Origin of the sequence: Pseudomonas aeruginosa, from assembly GCF_001457615.1 — a bacterium.
Lineage (GTDB): Bacteria > Pseudomonadota > Gammaproteobacteria > Pseudomonadales > Pseudomonadaceae > Pseudomonas > Pseudomonas aeruginosa.
In genome coordinates this window covers 4,349,298-4,375,833 of sequence record NZ_LN831024.1, presented here as the reverse complement: position 1 = coordinate 4,375,833, position 26,536 = coordinate 4,349,298, and the positions used below count along the sequence as shown (strand labels likewise).

General features: G+C 65.2%; 25 protein-coding genes. 20 read left to right on the top strand and 5 right to left on the bottom strand.

Annotated features, from left to right (window positions below):
* The first annotated feature begins 61 nt into the window (after positions 1-61).
* The 3 genes from AT700_RS20000 (at position 62) to AT700_RS19990 (ending at position 5,316) form a co-directional block, all read left to right on the top strand.
* Positions 62-976: a LysR family transcriptional regulator gene (locus AT700_RS20000; RefSeq protein ID WP_003082110.1), complete on the top strand. Its 915-nt coding sequence runs from the start codon at positions 62-64 to the stop codon at positions 974-976.
* A 98-nt stretch (positions 977-1,074) separates the two neighbouring features.
* Complete coding sequence (locus tag AT700_RS19995) at positions 1,075-2,985, top strand: ATP-binding protein (RefSeq protein ID WP_003082113.1); 1,911 nt, start codon at positions 1,075-1,077, stop codon at positions 2,983-2,985.
* Between the two features lie 36 nt (positions 2,986-3,021).
* Positions 3,022-5,316 carry a hypothetical protein gene (locus AT700_RS19990; RefSeq protein WP_015648329.1) on the top strand — a complete coding sequence of 765 codons (2,295 nt, stop codon included), beginning with the start codon at positions 3,022-3,024 and terminating at the stop codon, positions 5,314-5,316.
* A gap of 75 nt (positions 5,317-5,391) precedes the next feature.
* Here the strand turns inward: AT700_RS19990 and AT700_RS19985 are convergent, their stop codons facing one another.
* From AT700_RS19985 to AT700_RS19965, 5 genes are all read right to left on the bottom strand, one after another.
* The gene (locus AT700_RS19985; RefSeq protein ID WP_003086389.1) at positions 5,392-6,093 is read right to left on the bottom strand and encodes an ABC transporter ATP-binding protein; all 702 of its coding nucleotides are present in this window, start codon (positions 6,091-6,093) and stop codon (positions 5,392-5,394) included.
* Positions 6,094-6,095: 2 nt separating this feature from the next.
* On the bottom strand, positions 6,096-6,863 hold the full coding sequence (gene livG / locus AT700_RS19980) for a high-affinity branched-chain amino acid ABC transporter ATP-binding protein LivG (protein WP_048521295.1): 768 nt from the start codon (positions 6,861-6,863) through the stop codon (positions 6,096-6,098).
* Complete coding sequence (locus tag AT700_RS19975) at positions 6,860-8,113, bottom strand: high-affinity branched-chain amino acid ABC transporter permease LivM (RefSeq protein ID WP_003082131.1); 1,254 nt, start codon at positions 8,111-8,113, stop codon at positions 6,860-6,862. The genes livG and AT700_RS19975 overlap by 4 nt, the downstream gene beginning before the upstream one ends.
* Positions 8,110-9,033, bottom strand: coding sequence for a high-affinity branched-chain amino acid ABC transporter permease LivH (livH, locus tag AT700_RS19970; RefSeq protein WP_003086391.1), 924 nt, complete (start codon positions 9,031-9,033; stop codon positions 8,110-8,112). The genes AT700_RS19975 and livH overlap by 4 nt, the downstream gene beginning before the upstream one ends.
* 260 nt (positions 9,034-9,293) lie before the next feature.
* A complete protein-coding gene (locus AT700_RS19965) occupies positions 9,294-10,415 on the bottom strand; it encodes a branched-chain amino acid ABC transporter substrate-binding protein (RefSeq protein WP_003082136.1) in 1,122 nt (373 codons plus the stop codon).
* A 298-nt stretch (positions 10,416-10,713) separates the two neighbouring features.
* On the opposite strand from AT700_RS19965, the gene AT700_RS19960 reads away from it, so the two are divergent.
* The 17 genes from AT700_RS19960 (at position 10,714) to AT700_RS19880 (ending at position 26,529) form a co-directional block, all read left to right on the top strand.
* Complete coding sequence (locus AT700_RS19960) at positions 10,714-11,031, top strand: DUF2288 domain-containing protein (protein ID WP_003086400.1); 318 nt, start codon at positions 10,714-10,716, stop codon at positions 11,029-11,031.
* Between the two features lie 66 nt (positions 11,032-11,097).
* Complete coding sequence (locus AT700_RS19955) at positions 11,098-11,460, top strand: DUF5064 family protein (protein WP_003082140.1); 363 nt, start codon at positions 11,098-11,100, stop codon at positions 11,458-11,460.
* Between the two features lie 252 nt (positions 11,461-11,712).
* Positions 11,713-12,120: a flagellar basal body rod protein FlgB gene (gene flgB, locus AT700_RS19950; protein WP_003082144.1), complete on the top strand. Its 408-nt coding sequence runs from the start codon at positions 11,713-11,715 to the stop codon at positions 12,118-12,120.
* 5 nt (positions 12,121-12,125) lie between these two features.
* The gene (flgC, locus tag AT700_RS19945) at positions 12,126-12,566 is read left to right on the top strand and encodes a flagellar basal body rod protein FlgC (protein WP_003082150.1); all 441 of its coding nucleotides are present in this window, start codon (positions 12,126-12,128) and stop codon (positions 12,564-12,566) included.
* 12 nt (positions 12,567-12,578) lie between these two features.
* Complete coding sequence (gene flgD, locus AT700_RS19940) at positions 12,579-13,292, top strand: flagellar hook assembly protein FlgD (RefSeq protein ID WP_003082153.1); 714 nt, start codon at positions 12,579-12,581, stop codon at positions 13,290-13,292.
* A gap of 27 nt (positions 13,293-13,319) precedes the next feature.
* Positions 13,320-14,708: a flagellar hook protein FlgE gene (flgE, locus tag AT700_RS19935; protein WP_003082154.1), complete on the top strand. Its 1,389-nt coding sequence runs from the start codon at positions 13,320-13,322 to the stop codon at positions 14,706-14,708.
* Between the two features lie 217 nt (positions 14,709-14,925).
* Complete coding sequence (gene flgF, locus AT700_RS19930; protein ID WP_003082159.1) at positions 14,926-15,675, top strand: flagellar basal-body rod protein FlgF; 750 nt, start codon at positions 14,926-14,928, stop codon at positions 15,673-15,675.
* Positions 15,676-15,721: 46 nt separating this feature from the next.
* Positions 15,722-16,507, top strand: coding sequence for a flagellar basal-body rod protein FlgG (gene flgG / locus AT700_RS19925; RefSeq protein ID WP_003082164.1), 786 nt, complete (start codon positions 15,722-15,724; stop codon positions 16,505-16,507).
* A gap of 45 nt (positions 16,508-16,552) precedes the next feature.
* Positions 16,553-17,248 carry a flagellar basal body L-ring protein FlgH gene (flgH, locus tag AT700_RS19920; RefSeq protein WP_003082166.1) on the top strand — a complete coding sequence of 232 codons (696 nt, stop codon included), beginning with the start codon at positions 16,553-16,555 and terminating at the stop codon, positions 17,246-17,248.
* Positions 17,249-17,259: 11 nt separating this feature from the next.
* On the top strand, positions 17,260-18,369 hold the full coding sequence (locus AT700_RS19915; protein WP_003082169.1) for a flagellar basal body P-ring protein FlgI: 1,110 nt from the start codon (positions 17,260-17,262) through the stop codon (positions 18,367-18,369).
* A gap of 10 nt (positions 18,370-18,379) precedes the next feature.
* Positions 18,380-19,582, top strand: a complete 1,203-nt coding sequence (gene flgJ, locus AT700_RS19910) for a flagellar assembly peptidoglycan hydrolase FlgJ (protein ID WP_016253737.1) — start codon at positions 18,380-18,382, stop codon at positions 19,580-19,582.
* 18 nt (positions 19,583-19,600) lie between these two features.
* Positions 19,601-21,649, top strand: a complete 2,049-nt coding sequence (gene flgK, locus AT700_RS19905) for a flagellar hook-associated protein FlgK (protein ID WP_016851894.1) — start codon at positions 19,601-19,603, stop codon at positions 21,647-21,649.
* A gap of 38 nt (positions 21,650-21,687) precedes the next feature.
* Positions 21,688-22,989 carry a flagellar hook-associated protein FlgL gene (gene flgL, locus AT700_RS19900; RefSeq protein ID WP_003086414.1) on the top strand — a complete coding sequence of 434 codons (1,302 nt, stop codon included), beginning with the start codon at positions 21,688-21,690 and terminating at the stop codon, positions 22,987-22,989.
* Between the two features lie 288 nt (positions 22,990-23,277).
* Entirely contained in the window at positions 23,278-24,414 is a 1,137-nt protein-coding gene (locus tag AT700_RS19895) for a DegT/DnrJ/EryC1/StrS family aminotransferase (RefSeq protein WP_003086416.1), read from the top strand.
* 54 nt (positions 24,415-24,468) lie between these two features.
* Entirely contained in the window at positions 24,469-24,693 is a 225-nt protein-coding gene (locus AT700_RS19890; protein ID WP_003086419.1) for an acyl carrier protein, read from the top strand.
* 2 nt (positions 24,694-24,695) lie between these two features.
* Entirely contained in the window at positions 24,696-25,736 is a 1,041-nt protein-coding gene (locus AT700_RS19885) for a ketoacyl-ACP synthase III (protein WP_003086420.1), read from the top strand.
* Between the two features lie 25 nt (positions 25,737-25,761).
* Entirely contained in the window at positions 25,762-26,529 is a 768-nt protein-coding gene (locus AT700_RS19880; RefSeq protein WP_003086422.1) for an SDR family NAD(P)-dependent oxidoreductase, read from the top strand.
* The last annotated feature ends 7 nt before the right edge of the window (positions 26,530-26,536 follow it).

The following is a 26,536-nucleotide window of genomic DNA, read 5'->3' as shown; positions in this document are numbered from 1 at the left end:
TCGCTTTTGCCATGGATAATCCTGTCAATCGACAACCTACCGTTTTCATAGGGAAACAATCGTGAAGGACCTGGACGATCTCGCCGCCTTCGCCGTACTCCACGACCTGGGCAGTTTCACCCGCGCCGCCGAGCGTCTCGGTTGCAGCAAGGGCCAACTGTCGAAGCGCATTGGCGTCCTCGAGCAGAAGCTCGGCGTGACCCTCTTGCACCGCACCACCCGCCGTCTTTCGCTGACCGCCGCCGGCGCCGCGCTGCTGCCCGAGGCGCAGGCCTTGCTGGTGCAGGCCGAGCGCGCGCGGCAGGCGGTGGCGCGCTTGCAGGAGCGAGCGGAAGGACGGGTGCGGGTGACCCTCCCGGTCTCGCTGGGCGAGACCCTGTTCGATGCACTGCTGGAGGACTTCCAGGAACGCCATCCGCTGCTGCGCGTCGAGCTGGACCTGTACAACGGCCTGCGCGACCTGGTTGGTGAGGGCTTCGACCTGGCGATTCGCTCTGGGGTCGAGCAGGACGCCCGGCTGGTGGCGCGGCCGCTGTTCGTCCTGCAGGAAATCACCTGCGCCAGTCCCGCCTACCTGGCGCGACACGGCGAGCCGCAACGCCCGGCCGAGCTGGCCGAGCGCGAGTGCCTGCTGAACTCGCACTACAGCGGCCACGAGGAGTGGCTCTATCACCGCCACCATCGGCTGGAGCGGGTACGGGTTGCCGGCTTTCTCGCCAGCAACCACTACAGCCTGTTGAAGAAAGCCGCGCTGGCCGGCACCGGCATCGCCCGGCTGCCGTCATACATGGTCCACGACGAACTGGGCGACGGCCGCCTGGCCTGGTTGCTGCGCGACTACCAGACGCGCAGCACGCCGATGTTCCTCGTCCATCCGTTCCAGGGCGGCCTGCCGCGGCGCACCCAGGTACTCGCCGATTACCTGCTCGACTGGTTCGAGCGCAGCCGGCGACAATTGATCGGCCTGGAGGGTTGAACATTTCGCCGCGACGCGGCTCTATTGCACTCCGGGCCGCTTCCATGCGGCCTGAAGCTCATCGCGGGCACGTCGTTGCACAAGGAACGTGACGGAACGTGGCAGAATCCCGCACCGGACCGCTCGCGTGCGAGCGGACGCCATTCATCGAACGCTTGGATAGGGACATGCAAAGCAGCTTTCCGCAATCGAACACTCCCCAGATCCGTCGCGCCGGAGTCGACCTCAACGGCGTGATGTCGGTGCTCAGCAAGCACCTCTATTCCACGCCCACCGTGGCGTTGCGCGAGCTGGTGCAGAACGCCCACGATTCGATCCTCCGTCGCCGCCTGGAGCAGCCCGACTGGCAAGGGCCGTCGCGAATCGAGGTGATCGGCGACAGTGCCAGCAACACCGTGCGCATCGTCGACACCGGCGCCGGGCTCACCGAGCACGAAATCCACGCCTACCTGGCCACCGTCGGCGTCGGCTACACCCGCGGACTGCGCCAGTCCGGCCACGAGGACAGCGGGCTGATCGGCATGTTCGGCCTGGGCTTCCTCTCCGCTTTCGTCCTGGCCCGCCGGGTCAGCGTGCGGACCACGTCCTACCAGCAGCCGGAACTGGGCTTCTGCTACGTCTCCAGCAACGCCGAGCAATACAGCGTGACGCCGATGCCGGCGCGCCCGGTGGGTACCGAGATCACCCTCGAACTGCAGGACGAATACAGTGCGCTGACCCAGGCCGCGCGCCTGCGCGAGATCCTCGAACGCTACTGCGTGCTGCTGCGCGAGCCGATCCACGTCGGCGGCGACGCCCAGTCGATCAACCCGGAGCCGCCGCCGTGGCGGCTGGCCGCCGACGCCGCGCTGCACCCGCTGCAACGGCAGCGCCGCGACCTGGAGTTCGCCGCACGCTTCGAGCACGACTTCGAGCCGATCTGCTGCCTGCCGGTGCGCCCGGACGAGCGGGTCGACGTGCAGGGCCTGCTGTGGATCCAGGACGGCGGCACCTATGGCACCAGCGACAACCGCAATCTCTCGGTTTTCCTCCGCGGCATGCTGCTCGACGATGACGCCCGCGACCTGCTGCCGTCCTGGGCCGGGTTCGTCGGCGGGGTGATCGAATCGAACCGCCTGACGCCCACCGCCAGCCGCGAGGACCTGCAGCGTGACGACCATTACGCGGCGATCCAGCATGCGCTGGCCGAGGCGCTGATCGCCGGGCTCGGCGAGGTGGCGCGGCAGCAGCCGGAGGCCTGGCGGCGGGTCCTGCTGCGGCACAACGAGGCCCTGCTGGGAGCGGCGTTGTGCGACGAGCGTCTGTTCGCGCTGATGATGGACAGCCTGCGCGTACCCACCTCCCAGGGCGACCTCCCGGCTTCCGAACTCCTTTCGCGCGGAGCGGTGCATGTGCTGCTGGACAACGACAGCGGCTTCGAGGAAATGCTGTTCCGTGCCATGGGCGTACCGGTGGCCCATGGCAATCGCTATGCGGTGGTACCCTTCCTCCGTCGCTGGGCGCAGGCCAAGGGGATGCGCCTGGTGGAGCTGGGCACCGAGCAGGGCAACCGCCAGTTGTTCCGCCTCGACCGACTGCCCGAGCGCGAGACCGGCTGGCTGGCCGAACACCTGGGCGGCGCCGAGGAGCAACTGGTGATCGCCCGCTTCAGCCCCGAGGAATTGCCGCTTGTGGTGGTGCCCGACCGCGACGCCGAACTCAAGCGGCGACTGGAGGACGACGAGGCCGACAAGCGTATTTCCACCGCGGCGTTGCGCCTGGCCCGGCAGTTCACCCGCAAGCTCGACAATCGCCAGCCGAGCCGGCTCTACGTCAACCTCGACAATCCGGCGGTGCAGGCGCTGCTCGCGGCCGTCGGCGAGGAACGCGACGAAGCGGCCCATGCGGCGTTGCTGCTGCGCTCGTTCAAAGTGATCATCGCCGGACAGGGACGCGGCCAGCCCGCGACCTCGCTGAACCAGGCCCTGGCCGGACTCGCCGATTCGGTGAAGCGCCTGCTGGGGCAATAAGAAAATTCGCAACACGCCTGATGGAGACTGAAGCATATGGATATCTGGAACTGGGTGGAGAAGCTCCGCGCCGACCTGCGTGAGGCCGGCCAGGAGCAGAGTGCGCGGCTGATCGACGAACTCACCGCGTACGTCTGCGACCTCGAGGTGGAGCGCGCCGAGGCGCTGTTGCCGGAGGTCAAGGCGCTGAGCCGGACGTTGAACAACCCGTGGCTGGAAATCTTCGTCCGCCACTGGGAAATGCGTAACCGGGTCGGCAACCAACTGGAGGGTGAGACCGCCCTGGCCGACGCCGTTTCCCTGTTCGAACTGGCCAATCGCGACGACACCCAGGCCTGCCCGCAGTCAGTCTGCGTGACCCAGGACCTGGCGTCGTGCTACGCCAACGTCGACGGCCCGGGCTGGGTGGAGGAGCGCATCGAGGTGTGCGACGAGACCCTGGCGCGGATCGACCCGACCTGGGCCTGCTTCCACTGCCTGAGCAACGAGAAGGCCGAGGCGCTGCTCGACGACGGGCGCGGCGAAGATGCCCTGGCCTTCCTGGCCGAACAGGAGAAGAAGATCCTCGCCGCCGGCGAGGAGGTATTCGACAGCCTCCTGGAGATGCGCGTGGCGATCCTGCTGAACCTGGGGCGCGCGGAACAGGCGCTGGCCCTGATCGGCGAGATGGAGGAGAAGGTCGAGGGCGCGGAGTGGAACAACATCAGCCAGCCGCGGCGTCTGTACAAGGCCCACGGCCTGGCGTTGCTGGGGCGCGACGAGGAGGCCCTGGAGGCGCTGCTACCGTTCTCCGAGATTGCCCCGCGCTACCGTACGATCTGGCTGCGCGCCGTCTACCTGCTGCTGCAACGGACCCCTGAGCGCAACACCTGGGACTTCGGCGGGCGCCTGCAGCAGATGCTCGAACACTACTCGCAGAAGGGCGCGCACCGGGTGGTCATCGATGTTGCCAGCCAGGCCATCCGCCTCGCGTTGCAACGCGGTTCGGTATGGAGCGCCAGGCGCCACCTGGCGCTGGCCGAACAGCATGCTCAACAGTTGCAGCGCGATCGGGGCGCCAGCCAGTTGCTCGCCGGGTTGAGGGAGGAGATCGATGCCGCGCCGCAGCAGCAGGAGCTGCCGGTGCCGGCTGCGGAGTTGCTCGACTGGCTGGCTGCGCAGGGCAGCGAAGACGCGCCGCGCAACCCGGAGAAAGAAGTGCAGTGGCTGCTCCAGGCGCTGGCCGAGCGGCCCGACGACACCGCCTTGCGCGAAGTGGCCGCCTCGGCGCTACAGGCCTGCTCCGCCGACGACGAGGCCATCGACCTGCTCTGGGAGTACGTCGAGCGCCACACCGACGAGGAGCAGCAACTGGCCTACTACCTGCTCAATGCCTTGCTGGCCCGCGGCGAGTACGACCAGGTCAAGCGCCTCGGCCGGCTCTACGCCGACAGCGTGCCGCTGATCGCGCTGTGGAGCGAAGTCAAGCTGGCCGAGAAACTCAACGACTGGCCGGAGCTGGAGCGCGCCTGCCAGTCGGTGCTGGAGATTTCCCCCGGCTCGCTGGGAGCCCACAGCCTGCTGGGCAAGGCGCTGATGGAGCAGGATCGCTTCGCCGAGGCGGCGCAGGCCTACCAGCGACTGGCCGGCAAGCTGGAGGAGCCGCAGTCGGTGCAGTGGGACCAGATGACCGCTGCCAGCGCCGCGCGCGACTGGACGATGCTGCGCGAGGTCGCTGCCGGCATGGGCATGGAGTTCGCCGCCGGCGACGGACCGATCGAGGAAGACTGGGGCTGGGTGATCGTCCGCTACATCGAGGATGGCGAAGCGCTCGACTACTACGCCCGGCGCACCGGCCCGGTGACCGCGCGGGTCCTCGAGAACGCGCCGGGCAACCGCAGCCAGCGGGTCGGTGACTGGGTGGTGTTCGACGCCGGGCTGATCTATCCGGCTCCGGAAGACGAAGAGGAACGCAAGCGTTTCGTTCCCACCTATGCGGTGGTGCACGTCCTCGAGAGCGGTGGTTACTCGCCGAGCTGGCTGGTGGACGGCGTGTATCCGGGCGACGAGGCCTTCGACGCCTTCCGCGAAACGCTCGACGCGCGCGGCTGGAAGGTCTGGGTGCACAGCAACCGCGACTACCAGGTCACCGATACCAGCAACGGCGAGGAACTGCGGGCGATCTACTTCACCGTCGCGACCCCCGCGCAGCAGGCGCCGCGCGAACTGCACCAGGCGTTGCAGGAGGCCACCGGGCAATGGCCGCACCGGATGTGCTGGCTGCGCCTGGCGGAAGCGGCGGAGGTCGACACCCAGCCGCACCTGGACGCCATCGAGCGCTACGGCCTGTAGCCGGTACGTCTCGGCATAAAAAACGGCCCGCGAGGGCCGTTTTTTTATGCGCTGAAGTCTCCGGCGGGACGGTGCTCAGCCGCCGAGGTAGGCGTCGCGCACCTTCGGGTTGGTCAGCAGGGCGGCGCCGGTGTCGTGCATGACGATCCGGCCGTTCTCCAGCACGTAGGCGCGATCGGCGAGCTTCAACGCCTGGTTGGCGTTCTGCTCGACGAGGAACACGGTGACGCCTTCGCGACGCAGTTGCTCGATGATCTCGAAGATCTGCTGGATGATGATCGGCGCGAGGCCGAGCGAAGGTTCGTCCAGCAGCAACAGCTTCGGCTTGCTCATCAGCGCGCGGCCGATGGCGAGCATCTGCTGTTCGCCGCCGGACATGGTCCCGGCGCGCTGTTCGTAGCGCTCCTTCAGGCGCGGGAAGAGCTCCAGCACCTTGTCCATCTGCACCTGATAATCGTCCTTGTCGGTGAAGAAGCCGCCCATCGCCAGGTTTTCTTCCACCGTCAGGCGGGAGAATACCCGGCGGCCTTCCGGGACCACCGCGATGCTCTTGCGCATGATGGTGGAGGAGGGTAGGCCGACCAGTTCCTCGCCTTCGTAGCGGATGCTGCCGCTGGCCGCCTGCGGCGAACCGCAGAGCGTCATCAGCAGGGTCGACTTGCCGGCGCCGTTGGCGCCGATCAGGGTGACGATCTCGCCCTTCTTCACTTCCACGCTGACGTCGTGCAGCGCCTGGATCTTGCCGTAGTAGGTGGAAACCTTGTCGAAACTCAGCATGCTCACGCTTCCCCCAGATAAGCCTTGATCACGTCCGGGTTGTCGCGGATCTGCTCCGGCGTCCCGTCGGCCAGGGGGGCGCCCTGGTTGATCACCACGATATGGTCGGAAATGCTCATCACCAGCTTCATGTCGTGCTCGATCAGCAATACCGTCACGTTGTGCTCGCTGCGCAGCTTGGCGATCAGCGCCTTGAGGTCGTCGGTCTCCTTCGGGTTGAGGCCGGCGGCCGGCTCGTCGAGCATGAGGATCCGCGGGCGGGTCATCATGCAGCGGGCGATCTCCAGGCGTCGCTGCTGGCCGTAGGCGAGGGTACCGGCGCTGCGGTTGGCGAACTCGGTAAGGTTGACTTCCTCCAGCCAGTGCGCGGCGTACTCCATGGCCTCGCGCTCGCTGCGGCGGAACGCCGGGGTCTTGAACAGGCCGGCGAGGAAGTTGGTGTTGAGGTGGCGGTGCTGGGCGACCAGCAGGTTCTCCACCGCGGTCATTTCCTTGAACAGGCGGACGTTCTGGAAGGTCCGCACCACGCCCTTGCGAGCGATCTTGTGACCGGGCAGGCCCTGGATCTCCTCGCCGTCGAAGCGGATCAGGCCGCCGGTGGGCTGGTAGAAGCCGGTCAGGCAGTTGAACACGGTGGTCTTGCCGGCGCCGTTCGGGCCGATCATCGAGACCACCTGCTTTTCCTCGACCTTCAGGTTGACGCCGTTGACGGCCAGCAGGCCGCCGAAGCGCATGGTCAGGCCGCTCACTTCGAGAATCGGTCGGCTCATGGCTTCAGCTCCAGGTGCGGGCGTTGCATCGGCAGCAGTCCCTGGGGACGCCAGATCATCATCACGATCATGGTCAGGCCGAAGATCAGCATGCGGTATTCGTTGAACCCGCGCATTTCCTGGAGCAGCACCATCACCACCGCGGCGAGTATCACGCCGAGCTGCGAACCCATGCCGCCGAGCACGACGATCGCAAGGATCATCGCCGACTCGATGAAGGTGAAGGACTCAGGCGTCACCAGGCCCTGGCGGGCGGCGAAGAAGCTGCCGGCGAAACCGGCGAAGCTGGCGCCGATGGTGAAGGCGGAGAGCTTGACGATGGTCGGGTTGAGACCGAGAGCGCGGCAGGCCACTTCGTCCTCGCGCAGCGCTTCCCAGGCGCGACCGATCGGCATGCGCATCAGCCGGTTGATCACGAACAGGGCCAGCAGCACCAGCAGCAGGGCCACCACGTAGAGCAGGATGACCTTGTAGTTGGTGTTGTAGGCGATGCCGAAGAACTCGTGGAAGGTCTGCATGCCTTCCGGCGCGCGGCGTTCGAAGGTCAGGCCGAACAGGGTCGGCTTGGGGATCGAGCCGATGCCGTTGGGGCCGCCGGTGATCTCGGTCATGTTGCGCAGCAGGATGCGGATGATCTCGCCGAAGCCGAGGGTCACGATCGCCAGGTAGTCGCCGCGCAGGCGCAGCACCGGGAAGCCGAGGAGGAAGCCGAACAGCGCGGCCATCATCCCGGCGATCGGCAGGGCGGTCCAGAAGCCGAACCCGGCGTACTCGGCGAGCAGCGCGTAGGTGTAGGCACCTACCGCGTAGAAGCCGACGTAGCCGAGATCGAGCAGGCCGGCCAGGCCGACCACGATGTTCAGGCCGATGCCGAGCATCACGTAGATCAGGATCAGGGTGGCGATGTCCACCGCCCCGCGCGAGGCGAAGAACGGCCAGACGAAAGCCACCACGACCAGGGCGAGGACCGCCCAGCGCTGGGTCGATGGCAGGCTGAGGAAGTTCTTCAGGCCGCTGCCGTTGACCTTGTAGCCGACGCCGCGACCCAGCTTGAGCGGGATGCGGTCGCGGAACAGCTGCCAGACGAACATGGCCAGGGCGGCCGCGGCGATGGTCCAGAGGGTCTGCGCATCGGCGCCGAGGACCTCGAGCTTGATGCCGACGGTGCGCAGCTTCAGGCCTAGGATCGGATAGGACACCAGGATCACGAGGAGGGCGCTGAACAGCGCTCGCTTGAGGGACTGGCTCATACTTTTTCCACCTCCGGACGACCGAGGATGCCGGTAGGTCGGAACAGCAGCACCAGGATCAGCAGGCCGAAGGCCACCACGTCCTTGTACTGGTCGCCGAACACGTCGGCGCCGAAGGCTTCGGCGACGCCCAGCAGCAGGCCGCCAAGCATGGCGCCGGGGATGCTGCCGATGCCGCCGAGCACCGCGGCGGTGAACGCCTTGATCCCGGCGAGGAAGCCGATCCCGGGGTTGATCACGCCGTACTGCATGCCCAGCAGCACCGCGGCGACGGCGGCCAGGGCGGCGCCGATGACGAAGGTGAGGGCGATGATGTTGTTGCTGTTGATACCCAGCAGGTTGGTCATCTTCAGGTCCTCGGCGCAGGCGCGGCAGGCGCGGCCCAGGCGGGAGCGGGAGATGAACAGGGTGAGGCCGAACATCACCAGGAAGGTGACGACGAAGATCAGGATCTGCATATAGGAGATCACCACGCCGTTCATGCTGCTTTCGCCGAACACGAAGTTGCCGGGCAGCAGGGTCGGGATGGCCTTTTCCTTGGAGTCCTGCGAGAGCATCACGGCGTTCTGCAGGAAGATCGACATGCCGATCGCGGAGATCAGCGGGATCAGGCGGTTGCCGCCGCGCAACGGGCGGTAGGCGACCCGCTCGATGCTGTAGCCGAAGGCACTGGTGACGATGATGCTGGCGGCGAATGCGGCGAGCATCATCAGCGGAACGCTGTCCAGCCCCATCATCGCCAGCAGGGTGATGGCGATGAAGGCGATGTACGAGCCGATCATGTACACCTCGCCGTGGGCGAAGTTGATCATGCCGATGATGCCGTAGACCATGGTGTAGCCGATCGCGATCAGCGCATAGGTGCTGCCGACGGTCAGGCCGTTAACCAATTGTTGTAGGTAATGATAAATCTCGGGCATGGGACTCTCTCGCTAAACGCCCGCCGTTGTACGGCAGGTAGACGTTCGGCTCGCGGGTGTGGGGCCGGAACGCTGCTGAGACCCGTCACGATCCGGCGCGCGGCGGGCCGGCGGGAGGCAGGGGAAAGCCGCGCTCCCGTCCACCAGGAGTGAACGCTGCCGGTCTTCGCCTGCCCTTGCCGGGCCGCCGCTCGCGGAATCATGCGGGTACTAAAACAAAGCCCACGGTGGGTGACGTGGGCTCCGTACTGCAACGATGCTTACTTGACCTCGGTCCGGGTGGCGTCCTTGTGCCACTCGTAGACGGTGAAGTCGAAGTTCTTCAGGTCGCCCTTCTCGTCGAACCCGAGGTTCCCGGTGGGAGTCTCGAAGGTGTTGGCGCGCAGGGCCTCGGCGACCTTCTCCGGATCGGCCTCGCCGGCTTTCTCGATGCCCTTGGCGATCACTGTGACCGCGGAGTAGGCGGGCAGGACGAAGATGCCGCTCGGATCCTGGTTCTTCGCCTTGAAGGCGTCGATCAGGGCCTTGTTCTTCGGATCCTGCTCGAAGGCGCGCGGCAGGGTCGCCAGCATGCCTTCCGAAGCGTCGCCGGCGATCGCGGTGATTTCGCTGTTGCCGACCCCTTCCGGGCCCATGAAGCGCGCGTCCAGCCCGGCCTGCTTGGCCTGGCGCAGCAGCAGGCCCATTTCCGGGTGGTAGCCGCCGAAGTAGACGAACTGCACGCCGGCTTTCTTCAGCTTGCTGATCAGCGCGTTGAAGTCCTTGTCGCCGGCGTTCAGGCCTTCGAAGACGGCAACCTTGATGCCGGCGTCTTCCACGGTCTTCTTCACCTCGGTGGCGATGCCTTCGCCGTACTGCTGCTTGTCGTGCAGTACCGCGATGGTCTTGTCCTTGTAGCGTTCGGCGATGAACTTGCCGGCCACCGGGCCCTGCATGTTGTCCAGGCCGATCGTGCGGAAGATCAGCTTGTAGCCGCGCGAGGTGATTTCCGGGGCGGTGGCCGACGGGGTGATCATCAGCACGCCTTCGTCTTCGTAGATGTCGGTGGCGGGTTGGGTGGAGCTGGAGCAGACATGGCCGACCACGAACTTGACGCCGTCGTTGACCACCTTGTTGGCGACCGCCACGGCCTGCTTGGGATCGCAGGCGTCGTCGTAGATCACGCCTTCGAGTTGCGCGCCGTTCACGCCGCCTGCCTTGTTGATCTGTTCGATTGCCATCAGCGCACCGGCGCGCTGCATGTCGCCGTACTGGGCTACCGGACCGGTGACCGGGCCAGCCAGGGCGATCTTGATGGTGTCGGCGGCCATGGAGTAGCTGGCGAACCCGGCAATGGCCATCGCGGCGAACAGGCGGGATAGACGCTGAGTACCCTTCTTCATAGTGCTCCACTCTTCTTGTGTGTTGTCATTGTTGTAGTCTCGCGGCCGCGGGGGCCGGAGGAGACCGGGTGATCGTCATGGACGGACCCCGGGAACTGTACCGGTACAGTGTAGAGCGGCGCTTCGTCGCTTGAAAAGCACGGCACGGCGAGCTCCCGTGAGTCGTGTCGCCTGGTTGACATAAACGTATAGAAAAACGGCGCGGACCTGCCTCACCTCCCTGGGCCCGGTTTCCCTTCGGCTGTCGTGGGCTACTGGCGGGCGTTATCATGGCGCCCATGCAATCCAGGTAGATCCCATGACAGAACAAACTAGCACCCTCTATGCCAAGCTGCTCGGCGAGACCGCGGTCATTTCCTGGGCCGAGCTGCAACCGTTCTTCGCCCGTGGCGCCTTGCTCCAGGTCGATGCCGCGCTGGACCTGGTGGAAGTCGCCGAGGCCCTGGCCGGGGACGACCGCGAGAAGGTCGCCGCCTGGCTTTCCGGCGGCGGCCTGAGCAAGGTCGGGGAGGATGCGGCCAAGGACTTCCTCGAACGCGACCCGACCCTCTGGGCGGTGGTGGTGGCGCCCTGGGTGGTCATTCAGGAACGCGCGGAAAAAGCGACGTTGCACTGATCCAGGGCGGTTTTCTTTCGCTCGACCCTGGCTAGACTGATTCCGATTCCCACCAGGAGATTCGTCATGTTCGAACCAGGCCACCTCCATCTGGTCAGCCTGCCCGGCCTCGACCAGCAGGACATCAATATCCATATCCGCTACGAGGTGCGGCAGAACGCCGAATCCGGCGCCTATGTGCACTTCGACATGGACGGCGAGATCGACGGCAAGCCGTTCAGCGACTCCTTCGAGCTGCCGCGCGATACCGCCTTCAACTTCGCCAGCGATGCCACGCGGGTCGCCCAGAAGCACGGCCTGCACCCGAAGTTCGGCGCGATCACCCGGGTGCACAAGGAATACGATGCGATGTTCGAGGACATTCGCGCCAAGCTGCATGCCCATCCCGGCGAACCGGTGGATCTCGAGCGGATCATTCGCCACGAGTGAGCCGTGTCCCCGGCGGCCGGAAGCATGGGAAAGGCCCGATATCGACGATATCGGGCCTTTTTTCGTTTGCCGGAAAAGCCGTTCCAGGGGTTTGCCACCCTTGCCGGCAAGCGGAAACGGCTTGCCGCTTGCCGCTTCCGGGTTGCCCTTAAATAAACTCAAGTTATTGAATATAAAGGTTTTTAATAATTTGGCACGGGCCTTGCTGAAGTGTTGGCGACGAAAGCCACACCGGCAAACAGGTTCGCAGCCATGAGCATCAGTTTCGACAGAGCACTCGGTATCCACCAGCAGGCCCTCAGCTTCCGCGCCCAGCGCGCCGAAGTGCTGGCCAACAACCTGGCCAACGCCGATACCCCGAACTACAAGGCTCGCGACCTGGACTTCGCCGCGGTTCTCGCCGAGCAGAAGGACAAGGCCGCCAAGGGTACCTTCGCCACCCGCACCACCAACGAGCGGCATATCGCCGCCGAAGGTTTCGGCATGGGCGAGGGCAGCCTGCAGTACCGCATCCCGGTCCAGCCGTCGATCGACCAGAACACTGTCGACGCCCAGATCGAGCAGGCCAACTACGCCGAGAACGCCATGCACTTCCAGGCGTCCTTCACCTTCCTCAACAGCAAATTCAAAGGGCTGGTCAGCGCCCTGCGTGGAGAGTAACCGCCATGTCCCTCGCCAGTGTCTTCAACATTGCCGGTAGCGGCATGAGCGCCCAGAGCACCCGCCTGAACACCGTGGCCAGCAACATCGCCAACGCCGAGACGGTTTCCTCCAGCGTCGACAAGACCTACCGCGCCCGCCATCCGGTGTTCTCCACCATGTTCCAGCAGGCCCAGGGCGACAGCGGCTCGCTGTTCGCCGACCAGGACAGCTCCGGCGCCGGCGTGCAGGTGCTGGGCATCGTCGAGGACCAGAGTTCGCTGATGCCGCGCTACGAGCCGAACCATCCGGCCGCGGATGCCAACGGCTACGTGTATTACCCCAATGTGAACGTGGTCGAGGAAATGGCCGACATGATTTCCGCCAGCCGTGCCTTCCAGACCAACGCGGAAATGATGAATACCGCCAAACAGATGATGCAGAAGGTCCTGACCCTGGGTCAGTGAGCGGAGTAGAGCATGAGCATCGATAACGTCAGCGGCACCAGCAGCAACACCGGCAACGTCAACGGCAGCAAGCGCGCCGCCGGCAGCGGCGCCACCGAGACCGGGCAGAGCGTCAAGGGCAGCAGCAACCTTGGCAAGGACGAATTCCTCAAGCTGCTGGTGGCCCAGTTGAAGAACCAGGACCCGATGTCGCCGCAGCAGAACGGCGAGTTCATCGCCCAACTGGCCCAGTTCAGCACCGTGGAAGGCGTGCAGTCGCTGAACAAGAGCATGGAGAGCATTCTCTCCAACTACCAGTCGTCGCAGGCCCTGCAAGCCTCGTCGCTGGTGGGGCGGAAGGTCATCGTGGCGACCGACAAGTCGGTGGTGGACACCAAGGACACCTTCAAGGCTTCCCTCAACCTGCCGGTCTCCAGCAGCAACGTATGGGTCAACGTCTACGACGACAAGGGCACCGTGGTCAATCGCATCAACCTCGGCCAGCAGGCTGCCGGCAGCGTCAGCTTCATGTGGGACGGCAAGGACAGCAGCGGCAACATCATGCCGCCGGGCACCTACAAGTTCGAGGCGCAGACCTCGATCGACGGCAAGACCTACGGGCTCCAGACCTACCTGCCGGCCAACGTCGACAGCGTCACCCTGGGGCAGAACGGCGGCGAGCTGATGCTCAACCTCGCAGGCCTGGGCAGCATCGCGCTGTCCAAAGTACAGATCATCGGCCAGTAAGCCGGCGTTTCCGGCAAGGAGCTATCCATGAGTTTCAACATCGGCCTGAGCGGCATCCAGGCGGCCTCCAGCGGCCTGAACGTCACCGGCAACAACATCGCCAACGCCGGCACCGTAGGCTTCAAGCAATCCCGCGCGGAGTTCGCCGACGTCTACGCCGCCTCGGTGCTGGGTTCGGGCAGCAACCCGCAGGGCAGCGGCGTGCTGCTCTCGGACGTCTCGCAGATGTTCAAGCAGGGCAACATCGACTCGACCAACAGCGTGCTGGACCTGGCCATCAACGGCAACGGCTTCTTCGTCACCAGCAACAACGGGGCGATCAGCTACACCCGCGCCGGCTACTTCAATACCGACAAGCAGGATTTCATCGTCGACAACAACGGCTACCGCCTGCAGGGCTATGCCGTCGGGCCGAACGGCCAGTTGCAGAACGGCGTGGTCACCGACCTCAAGGTCGAGCGCGCCAATCAGGCGCCGCAGGCCACCTCGAGCATCCAGCAGTCGTACAACCTCAACTCGACGCTGAAGCCGCCGACCGTGACGCCGTTCGATCCGTCCGACGCCGCTACCTACAACTCGTCCTCTTCGCTGGGCATCTATGACAGCCAGGGCAACTCCCACACCATGAGCCAGTTCTTCATCAAGAACGAGCCGGATCCGAATGCGACCCCGCCGATTCCGGAGAACAGCTGGACCATGAAAGTGCTGATCGACGGGGTCAATCCGCTCGACCCCTCGAACAAGACGCCGATGAGCTTCAACGTCACCTTCGACGCCAGCGGCCAGATGACCTCGGTACGGGCGCCGGACGGCAGCACCAGCGGGCCGGGCTTCAGCATCGACGCGACCACCAACGTGATCCAGTTCAGCCCGGCCACCGGCAATCCGCCGACTCCCGGCACCGGCTGGATTCCGGCGGCCTCGGACGGCAAGACCCCGCCGACCTACGCCTGGAACGGCGCGACCGGTGCCGCCAGCGGCATCTCCTTCGACATGCGCAAGACCACCCAGTACTCCACCGCGTTCGCCCAGAGCAACCCGATCCAGGACGGCTACACCACCGGTCAGCTGGCAGGCCTGGAAATCGACGACACCGGGGTGATCTTCGCCCGCTACACCAACGGCCAGTCCAAGGTGCAGGGCCAGGTGGTGCTGGCCAACTTCGCCAACATCCAGGGCCTGACGCCGATCGGCAAGACCTCCTGGGTGCAGTCCTCGGAGTCCGGCGAGCCGGCGGTCGGCGCGCCGCGCTCGGGCACCCTGGGGGCGTTGCAATCCGGCGCGCTGGAAGCGTCCAACGTGGACATCTCCAACGAACTGGTGAACCTCATCGTCCACCAGCGCAACTACCAGGCCAATGCCAAGACCATCCAGACCGAGGATGCGGTGACCCAGACCATCATCAACCTGCGCTGATGACGGCTTGCCGGTGCCGTCCGGGCACCGGCAAGGCCCTTGCCGCCAGCGGCAACCCCTGGCCAGGGGGTGCCCCCGAAGCCTCCGAAAGGAGGCTTTCTGTTTTATAAAATCCTTTTAAATCAATGTATTAATTGTTTTTTCGAATTCTGGCACGGCGCTTGCTGGATAACCTGCAAGAAAGCCCGGCGGATTGTGCCGGTGCCTGGAGGATTCGATGGACAAGATGCTGTACGTCTCCATGAGCGGGGCTAGCCAGAACACCCTGGCGATGCGTGCTCATGCCAACAACCTGGCGAACATCTCGACCAGCGGCTTTCGTCGCGACTTCGAGCAGGCGCGTTCGATGCAGGTGTTCGGCGACAGCTTCCCGGCGCGGGTATTCGCCATGAGCGAGCGGCCCGGTACCGATTTCAGCCATGGCAGCCTCCAGGAAACCGGCAACGAGCTGGACATCGCCATCGACGGCGACGGCTTCGTCGCGGTCCAGGCGCCGGATGGCAGCGAGGCCTACGTGCGTACCGCCGGCATGCATATCGACGCCCTCGGCATGCTGCGCACCGGCGATGGCTTGCCGGTGCTCGGCAACGGTGGGCCGATCGCCGTGCCGCCGGAGGAAAAGGTGGAGATCGGCCAGGACGGCACCATCAGCATCCGCGCCCTTGGCGAGAACCCCAACGTGGTCGCCGTGGTGGACCGGATCAAGCTGGTCAACCCGAACCTGAAGCAGATGGAGAAGGGTACCGACGGCCTGCTGCACTACAAGCCGCAGCCGGGCGAGCAGGCGCCGCTGGCCGACGCCAACGTGAAGGTGGTCTCCGGTTTCCTGGAAAGCAGCAACGTGAACGCGGTGGAAGAGATGACCGCGATCCTCTCGCTGTCCCGTCAATTCGAGCTGCACGTGAAGATGATGCGCACCGCCGAGGACGATTCGGCGGCCATGGCGCGGGTTTTGCAAATCAGCTAATCACTTGAGCGTGGTGCCATAAAACCGGCACCCGAGGAGCACGACGATGTTATCGGCACTGTGGGTCAGCAAGACCGGTCTGTCCGCCCAGGACATGAACCTGACCACCATTTCCAACAACCTGGCCAACGTATCCACCACCGGCTTCAAGCGCGACCGCGCGGAGTTCCAGGACCTGCTGTACCAGATCCGGCGCCAGCCGGGCGGCCAGTCGACCCAGGACAGCGAGCTGCCTTCGGGCCTGCAACTGGGTACCGGTGTGCGCGTCGTCGGCACCCAGAAGATCTTCACCCCGGGCAGCCTGCAGACCACCGAGCAGCCGCTGGACATGGCGGTCAACGGGCGCGGCTTCTTCCAGGTCCTGCTGCCGGACGGCACCGTGTCCTACACCCGCGACGGCAGCTTCCACCTGAACTCCGACGGGCAGATCGTCACCTCCAACGGCTTCGCCCTGGAGCCAGCGATCGTGGTGCCCAACGAGACCCAGACCTTCACCGTCGGCCAGGACGGCACCGTCTCGGTGACCACCACCGGCAACGCCCAGCCGCAGGTGATCGGCAACATCCAGACCGCCGACTTCATCAACCCGGCCGGCCTGCAGGCCATTGGCAACAACCTGTTCCTGGAAACCGGCTCCAGCGGCGCGCCCCAGGTCGGTACGCCGGGTCTCAACGGCCTCGGCACGGTTGCCCAGAACACCCTGGAAAACTCCAACGTCAACGTGGTCGAGGAACTGGTGAACATGATCACCACCCAGCGCGCCTACGAGATGAACTCCAAGGTCATCTCCACCGCCGACCAGATGTTGTCCTTCGTCACCCAGAATCTTTGACGGGCCCTGACCGGGCCCTGGCTGTACGCCGCGAGGTAGCTTGATATGAACCGGCTGATGATCGTCTCCCTGCTTGGCATCGCCACCGCCCTGGGCGGTTGCGTCAATCCACCGCCGAAGCCGAACGATCCGTACTACGCGCCGGTGCTGCCGCGCACCCCGCTGCCCGCCGCGCAGAACAACGGCGCGATCTACCAGGCCGGTTTCGAGCAGAACCTCTACGACGACCGCAAGGCCTTCCGCGTGGGCGACATCATCACCATCACCCTCAACGAGAAGACCCAGGCGAGCAAGAAAGCCAACTCCGATATCCAGAAGGACAGCAAGACCAAGATGGGGCTGACCTCGCTGTTCGGCAGCGGCATGACCACCAACAACCCGATCGGCGGCGGCGACCTCAGCCTCAGCGCCGAATACGGCGGCTCGCGCGACGCCAAGGGCGATAGCCAGGCGGGGCAGAGCAACAGCCTGACCGGCTCGATCACCGTGACCGTGGCCGAGGTGCTGCCCAACGGCATCCTCTCCGTGCGCGGCGAGAAGTGGATGACCCTGAACACCGGCAACGAGCTGGTGCGCATCGCCGGCCTGGTCCGCGCCGACGATATCGCCACCGACAACACCGTGTCCTCGACCCGCGTGGCCGACGCCCGGATCACCTATTCCGGCACCGGCGCCTTCGCCGATGCCAGTCAGCCGGGCTGGCTGGACCGCTTCTTCCTCAGCCCGCTGTGGCCGTTCTGAGGACGCTCGCGATGACCAAGTTCAAGCACCTGCTGGCCCTCGCCGCGCTGCTCCTGGCCGCCGGCGCGGCCCAGGCCGAGCGGTTGAAGGATATCGCCAGCATCCAGGGCGTGCGGACCAACCAGTTGATCGGCTATGGCCTGGTGGTCGGCCTGAGCGGCAGTGGCGACCAGACCACGCAGACGCCGTTCACCCTGCAGACCTTCAACAACATGCTGGCGCAGTTCGGCATCAAGGTGCCGGCCAACGTCGGCAACGTGCAGTTGAAGAACGTCGCCGCGGTATCGGTGCATGCCGACCTGCCCCCGTTCGCCAAGCCGGGCCAGCCGATCGACGTCACCGTGTCGTCCATCGGCAACGCCAAGAGCCTGCGCGGCGGCAGCCTGCTGATGACTCCGCTGAAAGGTATCGACGGCCAGGTCTACGCGGTCGCCCAGGGCAACCTGGTGGTCGGCGGCTTCGACGCCGAAGGCCGCGACGGCTCGAAGATCACCGTCAACGTACCGTCCGCCGGACGTATCCCGGCCGGCGCCACCGTCGAGCGCGCGGTGCCGAGCGGCTTCGACCAGGGCAACAGCCTGACGCTGAACCTCAACCGCCCGGACTTCACCACTGCCAAGCGCATCGTCGACCGCATCAACGAACTGCTCGGTCCGGGCGTCGCCCATGCGGTGGACGGCGGCTCGGTGCGGGTCAGCGCGCCGCTCGATCCGAACCAGCGGGTCGACTACCTGTCGATCCTGGAGAACCTCGACGTGCAGCCGGGCGAGGCGGTGGCCAAGGTCATCATCAATTCGCGCACCGGCACCATCGTCATCGGCCAGAACGTCAAGGTATCGCCGGCCGCCGTCACCCACGGCAGCCTGACCGTGAGCATCACCGAGGACCCGATCGTCAGCCAGCCCGGTGCCTTCTCCAACGGCCAGACTGCGGTGGTGCCGCGCTCGCGGGTGAACGCCGAGGAGGAGACCAAGCCGATGTTCAAGTTCGGTCCCGGCACCACCCTGGACGACATCGTCCGCGCGGTGAACCAGGTCGGCGCCGCGCCGAGCGACCTGATGGCGATCCTCGAAGCCCTGAAGCAGGCCGGCGCGTTGCAGGCCGACCTGATCGTGATCTGAGGACGACGCCATGGATTCCCGTTTGCTCAGCGGTATCGGCGCAGGCCCCGACAGCGGCTCCTATACCGATCTCAACCGCCTCAACCAGCTCAAGGTCGGCAAGGACCGCGACGGCGAGGCGAACATCCGCAAGGTCGCCCAGGAATTCGAATCGCTGTTCCTCAACGAGATGCTCAAATCCATGCGTTCGGCCAACGAAGCGCTGGGCGACGGCAATTTCATGAACAGCCAGACCACCAAGCAGTACCAGGACATGTACGACCAGCAACTGTCGGTGAGCCTGTCGAAGAATGCCGGCGGCATCGGCCTGGCCGACGTGCTGGTGCGCCAGTTGTCGAAGATGAAGCAAGGCTCCAGGAGCAACGGCGAAAACCCGTTCGCCCGGGTCGCCGAGAACGGCGCCGGTCGCTGGCCGAGCAACCCCAGCGCGCAGGCCGGCAAGGCCCTGCCGATGCCGGAAGCCGGCCGCGACGACTCGAAGCTGCTCAACCAGAGGCGCCTGGCGCTGCCGGGCAAGCTGACCGAGCGCATGCTCGCCGGCATCGTTCCCTCCGCCTCGCCGGCCGCCAGCCAGATGCAGAGCCTGGGCCAGGACAGCTACCTGCCGGCGCAGAGCTACCCGGCGGCGAGCCGCCGCGGTTTCTCCACCGATGGCGTCGACAGCCAGGGCAGCCGGCGCATCGCCCAGCCGCCGCTGGCCAGGGGCAAGTCGATGTTCGCCTCGGCCGACGAGTTCATCGCCACCATGCTGCCGATGGCCCAGAAGGCCGCCGAGCGGATCGGCGTCGATGCCCGCTACCTGGTGGCCCAGGCCGCGCTGGAGACCGGCTGGGGCAAATCGATCATCCGCCAGCAGGATGGCGGCAGCAGCCACAACCTGTTCGGCATCAAGACCGGCAGCCGCTGGGATGGTGCCTCGGCGCGCGCTCTCACCACCGAATACGAAGGCGGCAAGGCGGTCAAGGAAGTCGCGGCGTTCCGCTCCTACTCGTCGTTCGAGCAGAGCTTCCACGACTACGTCAGCTTCCTCCAGGGCAACGACCGCTACCAGAACGCCCTGGACAGCGCCGCCAACCCCGAGCGCTTCATGCAGGAACTGCAGCGCGCCGGCTACGCCACCGATCCGCAGTACGCCCGCAAGGTGGCGCAGATCGCCAGACAGATGCAGACCTACCAGGCCGTCGCCGCCGCCGGCACGCCGCCTCTGGGTTGAGCAAGGAGGAACTGACCCATGTCCGACCTACTCTCGATAGGCCTGTCCGGCCTCGGCACCAGCCAGACCTGGCTGACCATCACCGGGCACAACATCACCAACGTCAAGACGCCGGGCTACAGTCGCCAGGATGCCATCCAGCAGACCCAGGTCCCGCAGTTCAGCGGTGCCGGCTACATGGGCTCGGGCAGCCAGATCGTCGACGTGCGCCGCCTGGCCAGCGACTTCCTCACCGGCCAGTTGCGCAACGCCACCAGCCAGAACAGCGAGTTGAGCGCATTCCGTAGCCAGATCGAGCAGCTCGACGGCCTGTTGTCCAACACCACCACCGGCGTCAGCCCGGCCATGCAGCGCTTCTTCGCCGCACTGCAGGCCGCCGCCAACAATCCCTCCTCGACCGAAGCGCGCGAGGCAGTGCTTGCCCAGGCCGAGGGGCTGGGCAAGACCTTCAATACCCTCTACGACCAGTTGGACAAGCAGAACAGCCTGATCAACCAGCAACTGGGCGCGCTGGCTTCGCAGGTCAACCATCTGTCGCAGAGCGTGGCCAGCTACAACGATGCCATCGCCAAGGCCAAGTCGGCGGGCGCGGTGCCCAACGACCTGATGGATGCGCGCGACGAAGCCGTGCGCAAGCTGTCCGAGATGATCGGGGTGACCGCGGTCACCCAGGACGACAACAGCGTCAGCCTGTTCATCGGTAGCGGCCAGCCGCTGGTGGTGGGCAATACTGTGTCGACCCTGAGCGTGGTGCCCGGGCTGGATGACCCGACCCGCTACCAGGTGCAACTGAGCAACGGCAACTCCATACAGAACGTCACCGGCCTGGTGTCCGGCGGCGAGATGGGTGGCTTGCTGGCCTACCGCAACAGCGCCCTGGACAGCAGCTACAACAAGCTCGGGCAGTTGGCGATCACCCTCGCCGATACCATCAACAAGCAGTTGGGGCAGGGCCTCGACCTGGCCGGCAAGGCCGGCGCCAACCTGTTCGGCGACATCAACGATCCGGACATCACCGCGCTGCGGGTCCTGGCGAAGAACGGCAACACCGGCAATGTCCACGCCAACCTGAACATCACCGATACCAGCAAGCTGAATTCCAGCGATTTCCGCCTGGACTTCGACGGCACCAATTTCACCGCGCGGCGCCTGGGCGACGACGCAAGCATGCAGGTCACGGTCAGCGGTACCGGTCCCTACACCCTCTCGTTCAAGGATGCCAACGGCGTCGACCAGGGCTTCAACCTGACCCTCGACCAGCTCCCGGCTGCCGGCGACCGCTTCACCCTGCAGCCGACCCGGCGTGGCGCGGCGGATATCGAGGCGACGCTGAAGAATGCCTCGCAACTGGCGTTCGCCGGTACCGCGCGTACCGAATCGACCACCGAAAACCGCGGCACCGGCAAGATCGGCGCGCCGACCCTCACCAGCGGTCCGTCGCCGGTGGACCCGGCGGTGCTACAGGGCGCGTTCGGGCCCAACGGGATCAGCCTGGGCGCGACGCTCAGCGCCGACGGCAAGACCTATACCCTGTCCTCGCCGTTGCCGGCCGGCTGGAGCTACGTCGACAAGGACGGTAACGCCCTGACCGGCAGCCCGACGCTGACCAGCGGCAATACCAATACCGTGCGCATGGCGTTCACCGACCCGAGCGGGCAGAAATACAGCTACGAATTCGAGCTCAGCGGCGTACCGCAGAACTCCGACAGCTTCAAGCTGGGCTTCAACGACAAGGGCATTTCCGACAACCGCAACGCTCTCAACCTGCTGGCCCTGCAGACCAAGCCGACCGTCGGCGGCACCGACAACACCGGTTCCACCTACAACGAGGCCTATGGTGGCCTGGTCGAGCGGGTCGGCACCCTGACCGCCCAGGTGCGTGCCAGCAGCGAGGCCAGCGCCACGGTGCTGAAGCAGGCCCAGGACAGCCGCGATTCGTTGTCCGGGGTGAGCCTCGACGAAGAGGCGGCCAACCTGATCCAGTTCCAGCAGTATTACGGTGCCTCGGCCCAGGTGATTCAAGTTGCCCGCACTTTGTTCGATACCCTGATTGGAGCGTTCCGTTGAGTTCTCTCGACGGGGCCTAAGCCAGCGAGACCGCCACCATGCGCATTTCCACCATCCAGGCCTTCAACAACTCGGTCAACGGGATTTCCCGCAACTACGCGGACCTGAACCGTACCTTCGAGCAGATCAGTACCGGCAAGCGCATCCTGACCCCGGCGGACGACCCGGTCGGTTCGGTACGCCTGTTGCGCCTGGACCAGGAGCAGGGGTTGAACGAGCAGTACAAGACCGGCATGACCGAGGCGAAGAACAGCCTGAGCCAGGAAGAAACCATCCTCCGTTCGGTTGGCAACGTCCTCCAGCGCATCCGTGAGATCGCCGGCCAGGCCGGCGACGGCGCACTGGACTCCAACGACAAGAAGTCGCTGGCCAGCGAGTTGCGCCAGCGCGAGGACGAGTTGCTGAACCTGCTCAACAGCCGCGACGCGAGTGGCAAATACCTGTTTTCCGGGTCCCAGGGCTCGGTGCAGCCGTTCGTGCGCAACGAGGACGGCACCTACAGCTACATGGGCGACGAGAGCCAGCGCGAGGTGCAGATCGCCAGCAGCACGCGGATTCCGGTCAGCGACAGCGGCAAGGTACTGTTCGAGGACATCGTCAATGCCGCTCGTCTCGATACCAAGGCGGCGGCTGGCAATACCGGCGACGGTCGCATCTCGGTCGGCCTGGTCGAGGACGAGCTGGCCTTCGACAGCCAGTTCCCGGCGAGCAATCCGCCTGCGGCAACCGACGGCTTCAACATCCACTTCGTCAGCGACAAGGAGTATGTGGTCTACGATCCGAAGAGCCTGCCTCCGGGCTATGACTGGACCACCTACGATCCGAATTCGCCGCCGGCCTGGCAATTGTCCAAGGGCGCCATCGACGACGACCCGAAGACCATCGACAAGGTGCTCTACGCCGGCGTCAGCGTGACGATCGACGGCACGCCGAAGGCGGGCGACGAGTTCAACGTCAACTACAAGCCGGGCAGCGAGAAGCGCAGCCTGCTGAACGTGGTGTCGGACCTGCGCAAGGCCCTGGAAAGCTCCACCGACAACCAGGCCGGCAACGACGCCATCCGCGATGCGACGGCGGTGGCCCTGACCAACCTCTCCGCCGTGGCTGCCGCCGTGGATGGCGGCCAGGGCAAGATCGGCGCGCGCCTGAATACCGTGGAAAGCACCGAGACCTTCATCGACGATGTGAAGCTGGTGAATGCGTCGGTGATGTCGCAGATCCAGGACCTGGACTACGCCGAGGCGTTGTCGCGGCTGTCGTTGCAGTCCACCATCATGGATGCCGCGCAGCAGAGCTACGTGAAGATCCAGGGGTTGAGCCTGTTCAACTACCTGAAGTGACAGTCCCTCTGTGAAACAGGGCCCATGACTCCGTCATGGGCCTTTTCGTTCGCAGGGACTGGACCTGTGTCGCTGGAGGGTATGTTCCGCAAGGTCTACGGAAACACGGGAGAATTTGTCAGAAGTTTGACTGCCGATTCGCGCCGCAGCGCCTGTGGAACAGCCAGGGGCCGCGCGACCAGGGGCTTTGACCTGCATCAGGCTCTTTGGGTACGGGCCTTGCATAGAGTGGCGTGCTCGGGTTTTTCGCCCTTTACTCGCCTGAGTATCCATTCATCAGGGCCCTACATGAACAACAAGACGATCCCGGTCACCAGCCCGCTGCTGCCGCCCCTGGAAGAGTTCATCCCCTACCTGGAAAAGATCTGGGAGAGCCGCTTCCTGACCAACGGGGGCGACATGCACCATGCGTTGGAAGAGGCCCTGTGCGAATACCTGGGGGTGAAGCACATCGTGCTCTTCGCCAACGCCACCCTGGCGCTCATCACCGCGCTGCAGGCATTGCGGGTGACCGGCGAGGTGATCACCACGCCGTACTCCTTCGTCGCCACCAGCCACGCGCTGCTGTGGAACGGGCTCAAGCCGATCTTCGTGGACATCGATCAGGACTCCATGAATCTCGACCCGTCGCGGATCGAGGCGGCGATCACCCCGCAGACCACCGCGATCCTGCCGGTGCATTGCTACGGCAACCCCTGCGATGTCGAGGCGATCCAGCGGATCGCCGATATCCACCACCTGAAGGTCATCTACGATGCCGCGCATGCCTTCGCCGTGCGCGACGCCGGCGGCAGCGTGCTGCGCCACGGCGACCTGAGCATCCTCAGCTTCCATGCCACCAAGGTGTTCAACACCTTCGAGGGCGGTGCGATCATCTGCTCGGACGAAAACACCCGGCAACGCCTCAACCACCTTAAGAATTTCGGCTTCGTCGACGAGGTCACGGTGGTCATGCCCGGCATCAACGGCAAGCTCAACGAGGTCGGCGCTGCCTTCGGGCTGCTGCAACTCAAGCACGTCGACCAGGCCCTGGAGCAGCGCAGGGAGATCGCCGAGCGCTATCGGCGCCTGCTGGCCGGCGTCCCTGGCATCCAGTGCCTCCGGCCTGGTACCCAGACCTTCGCCAACAACGCCTATTTCCCGATCCTGGTGGAAGACGATTTTCCGCTTTCGCGCGACGAGCTGTACCAGCGCCTGCGCGACAGGGATGTGCTGGTGCGGCGCTACTTCTACCCACTCATCAGCGACTTCCCCATGTACCATTCGCTGCCCTCGGCGGCGCCCGCCAATCTTCCGGTGGCGCGGTCGATTTCCTCGCGGGTGCTGTGCCTGCCGATCTATCCCGGGCTGGCCGCCGCAGACGTCGAGTTCGTCGCCGGCCTGATCGCTTCCGCCGCCATGCCGCGGCGGCGAGCATCAAGTTGAGCCCGTCGCGACCGATAACAGAATGAACAACCGCCTCACTCAGGTAGACAAGAAATGAGCCAAGCAAAATTCATCGAAGACTTCCTTTCCGCCACCGATTTCCAGAATCCCGTCGAGGTCAGCATGGACACCCAGCTCGAAGACCTGCCGGAATGGGACTCGCTGGCCGCGCTCGGGGTCATCGTCATGTTCGACATGGAATACGGCAAGACCATCACCGGTGAAGACCTGATCAAGGCTCGCACGGTGGGCGACCTCTACCAGATGCTTGGACTCTGACCATGGCCACCTCCACGCTGAAGAACGTCCGTTTCGCCGGGATGGCGACCTGCGTCCCCAAGCGCGTTATCTCCAACCTGACCGACTGCAAGCCGCAGTTGCGCGCCGAGCGCGAACGCCTGGTGCGCAACATCGGCATCGAGACGCGGCGCATGGCGCAGGAGTGGCAGTGCTTCTCCGACCTGGCCTTCGACGCCGCCGAGCGCCTGCTGGAAAGCCTGGAGTGGAAGCGCGAGGAGGTCGATGCGCTGATCGTCGTGACCCAGTCTCCCGACTACCTGGCGCCGGCTACCGCGATCATCCTCCAGGACCGCCTGGGGCTGCCGCATTCCACCGTGGCCTTCGACGTCAACCTGGGTTGCTCGGCCTATCCGTTCGCCCTCAACCTGCTGGGTTCGCTGATTGCCGCCGGCGGGGTGAAGAAGGGCCTTGTGCTGGTCGGCGACCGCGGCGCCAGTGTCAACGATCCGATCTTCTCCGACGCGGGCACCGCGACGGCGCTGGAGTTCTGCGAAGGCGCGCCGCCGATGCACTTCGACCTGAACAGCGACGGCAGCGGCTACAAGGCCATCATCCTGCCGGTGGGCGGCCATCGCGAACCGGTCGGCGTGCAGCACCTGATGCCGTTCCGCGAGGACGAGAACGACCATTGGCACCGTGCCATCGACCTGCAGCTCGACGGCACCGCCGTACTCAGCTTCTCCACCCAGCGCGTACCGCCGGCGGTGGAAAAGCTGCTCGACTATGCCGGTGCGAGCAAGGACGAAGTGGACTACTTCGTTTTCCACCAGGCCAACCGGATGATCAACGAGACCATCCGCAAGAAGCTCGGCCTGCCGGTAGAGAAGGTGCCTTCGACCCTGCGCGACTTCGGCAACACCAGCGGCGCCTCGCTGCCGGTGACCATGACCGCGCGGATCAACCGGGAACTCGAGGCCGGCCGCAATCGCGTGTTGCTCTGCGGCTTCGGTATCGGCCTGTCCTGGGGTACCTGCCTGGTGGATATCGAAGGGGCGAAGTTCCCCGATCTGATCGAATCCTGAGTGCCTTGAACGCGGAATCAGCCAAGTGAACGACGAGACTTCCTTCAATCCCTTCAGCCTGTCGGGCAGGCGCATCCTGGTCACCGGCGCCAGTTCCGGCCTGGGCCTGGCCATCGCGCAGAGCTGTGCGCGGATGGGCGCCGAATTGATCGTTACCGGACGTGACCAGACCCGCCTGGATGGATGCCTGACAACCTTGCAGTCGATCTCGGAGCTGCCGCACCGTGCTGTCCAGGCCGATCTTCGGGTAGCCGAGGAGCGCGCTGCGGTGGTAGCGGCTGTCGACAGCGAAATCCATGGACTGGTGCATAGCGCCGGTATTTCCCGTCTGTGTCCAGTGCGGATGATGACCGAAGCGCACTTGCATGAAGTCCAGTCGATCAATGTCGACTCGCCGATGCTGCTTACCCAGGCGTTGCTCAAGCGCAACCTGGTAGCGCCCGGCGGTTCGATCCTGTTCATCGCTTCCATCGCCGCCCACATCGGGGTTGCCGGAGTGGGGGCATACTCGGGAACCAAGGCCGCTCTGATCGCCATGTCCCGCTGCCTGGCCATGGAAGTGGTGAAGCGCAACATCCGGGTTAACTGCCTGTCTCCATCACTGGTGGAAACACCGCTTCTGGATGCAGCCACCCAGACGGTCGGTTCGATGGACGGTCAACGCAGCAACCACCCGATGGGCTTCGGCAAGCCCGAGGATATCGCCAACGCCGCTATCTTCATGCTTTCCGATGCCAGCCGCTGGGTGACCGGCACGACCCTGGTGATGGACGGCGGCCTGACCATCAGTTGAGGACGAT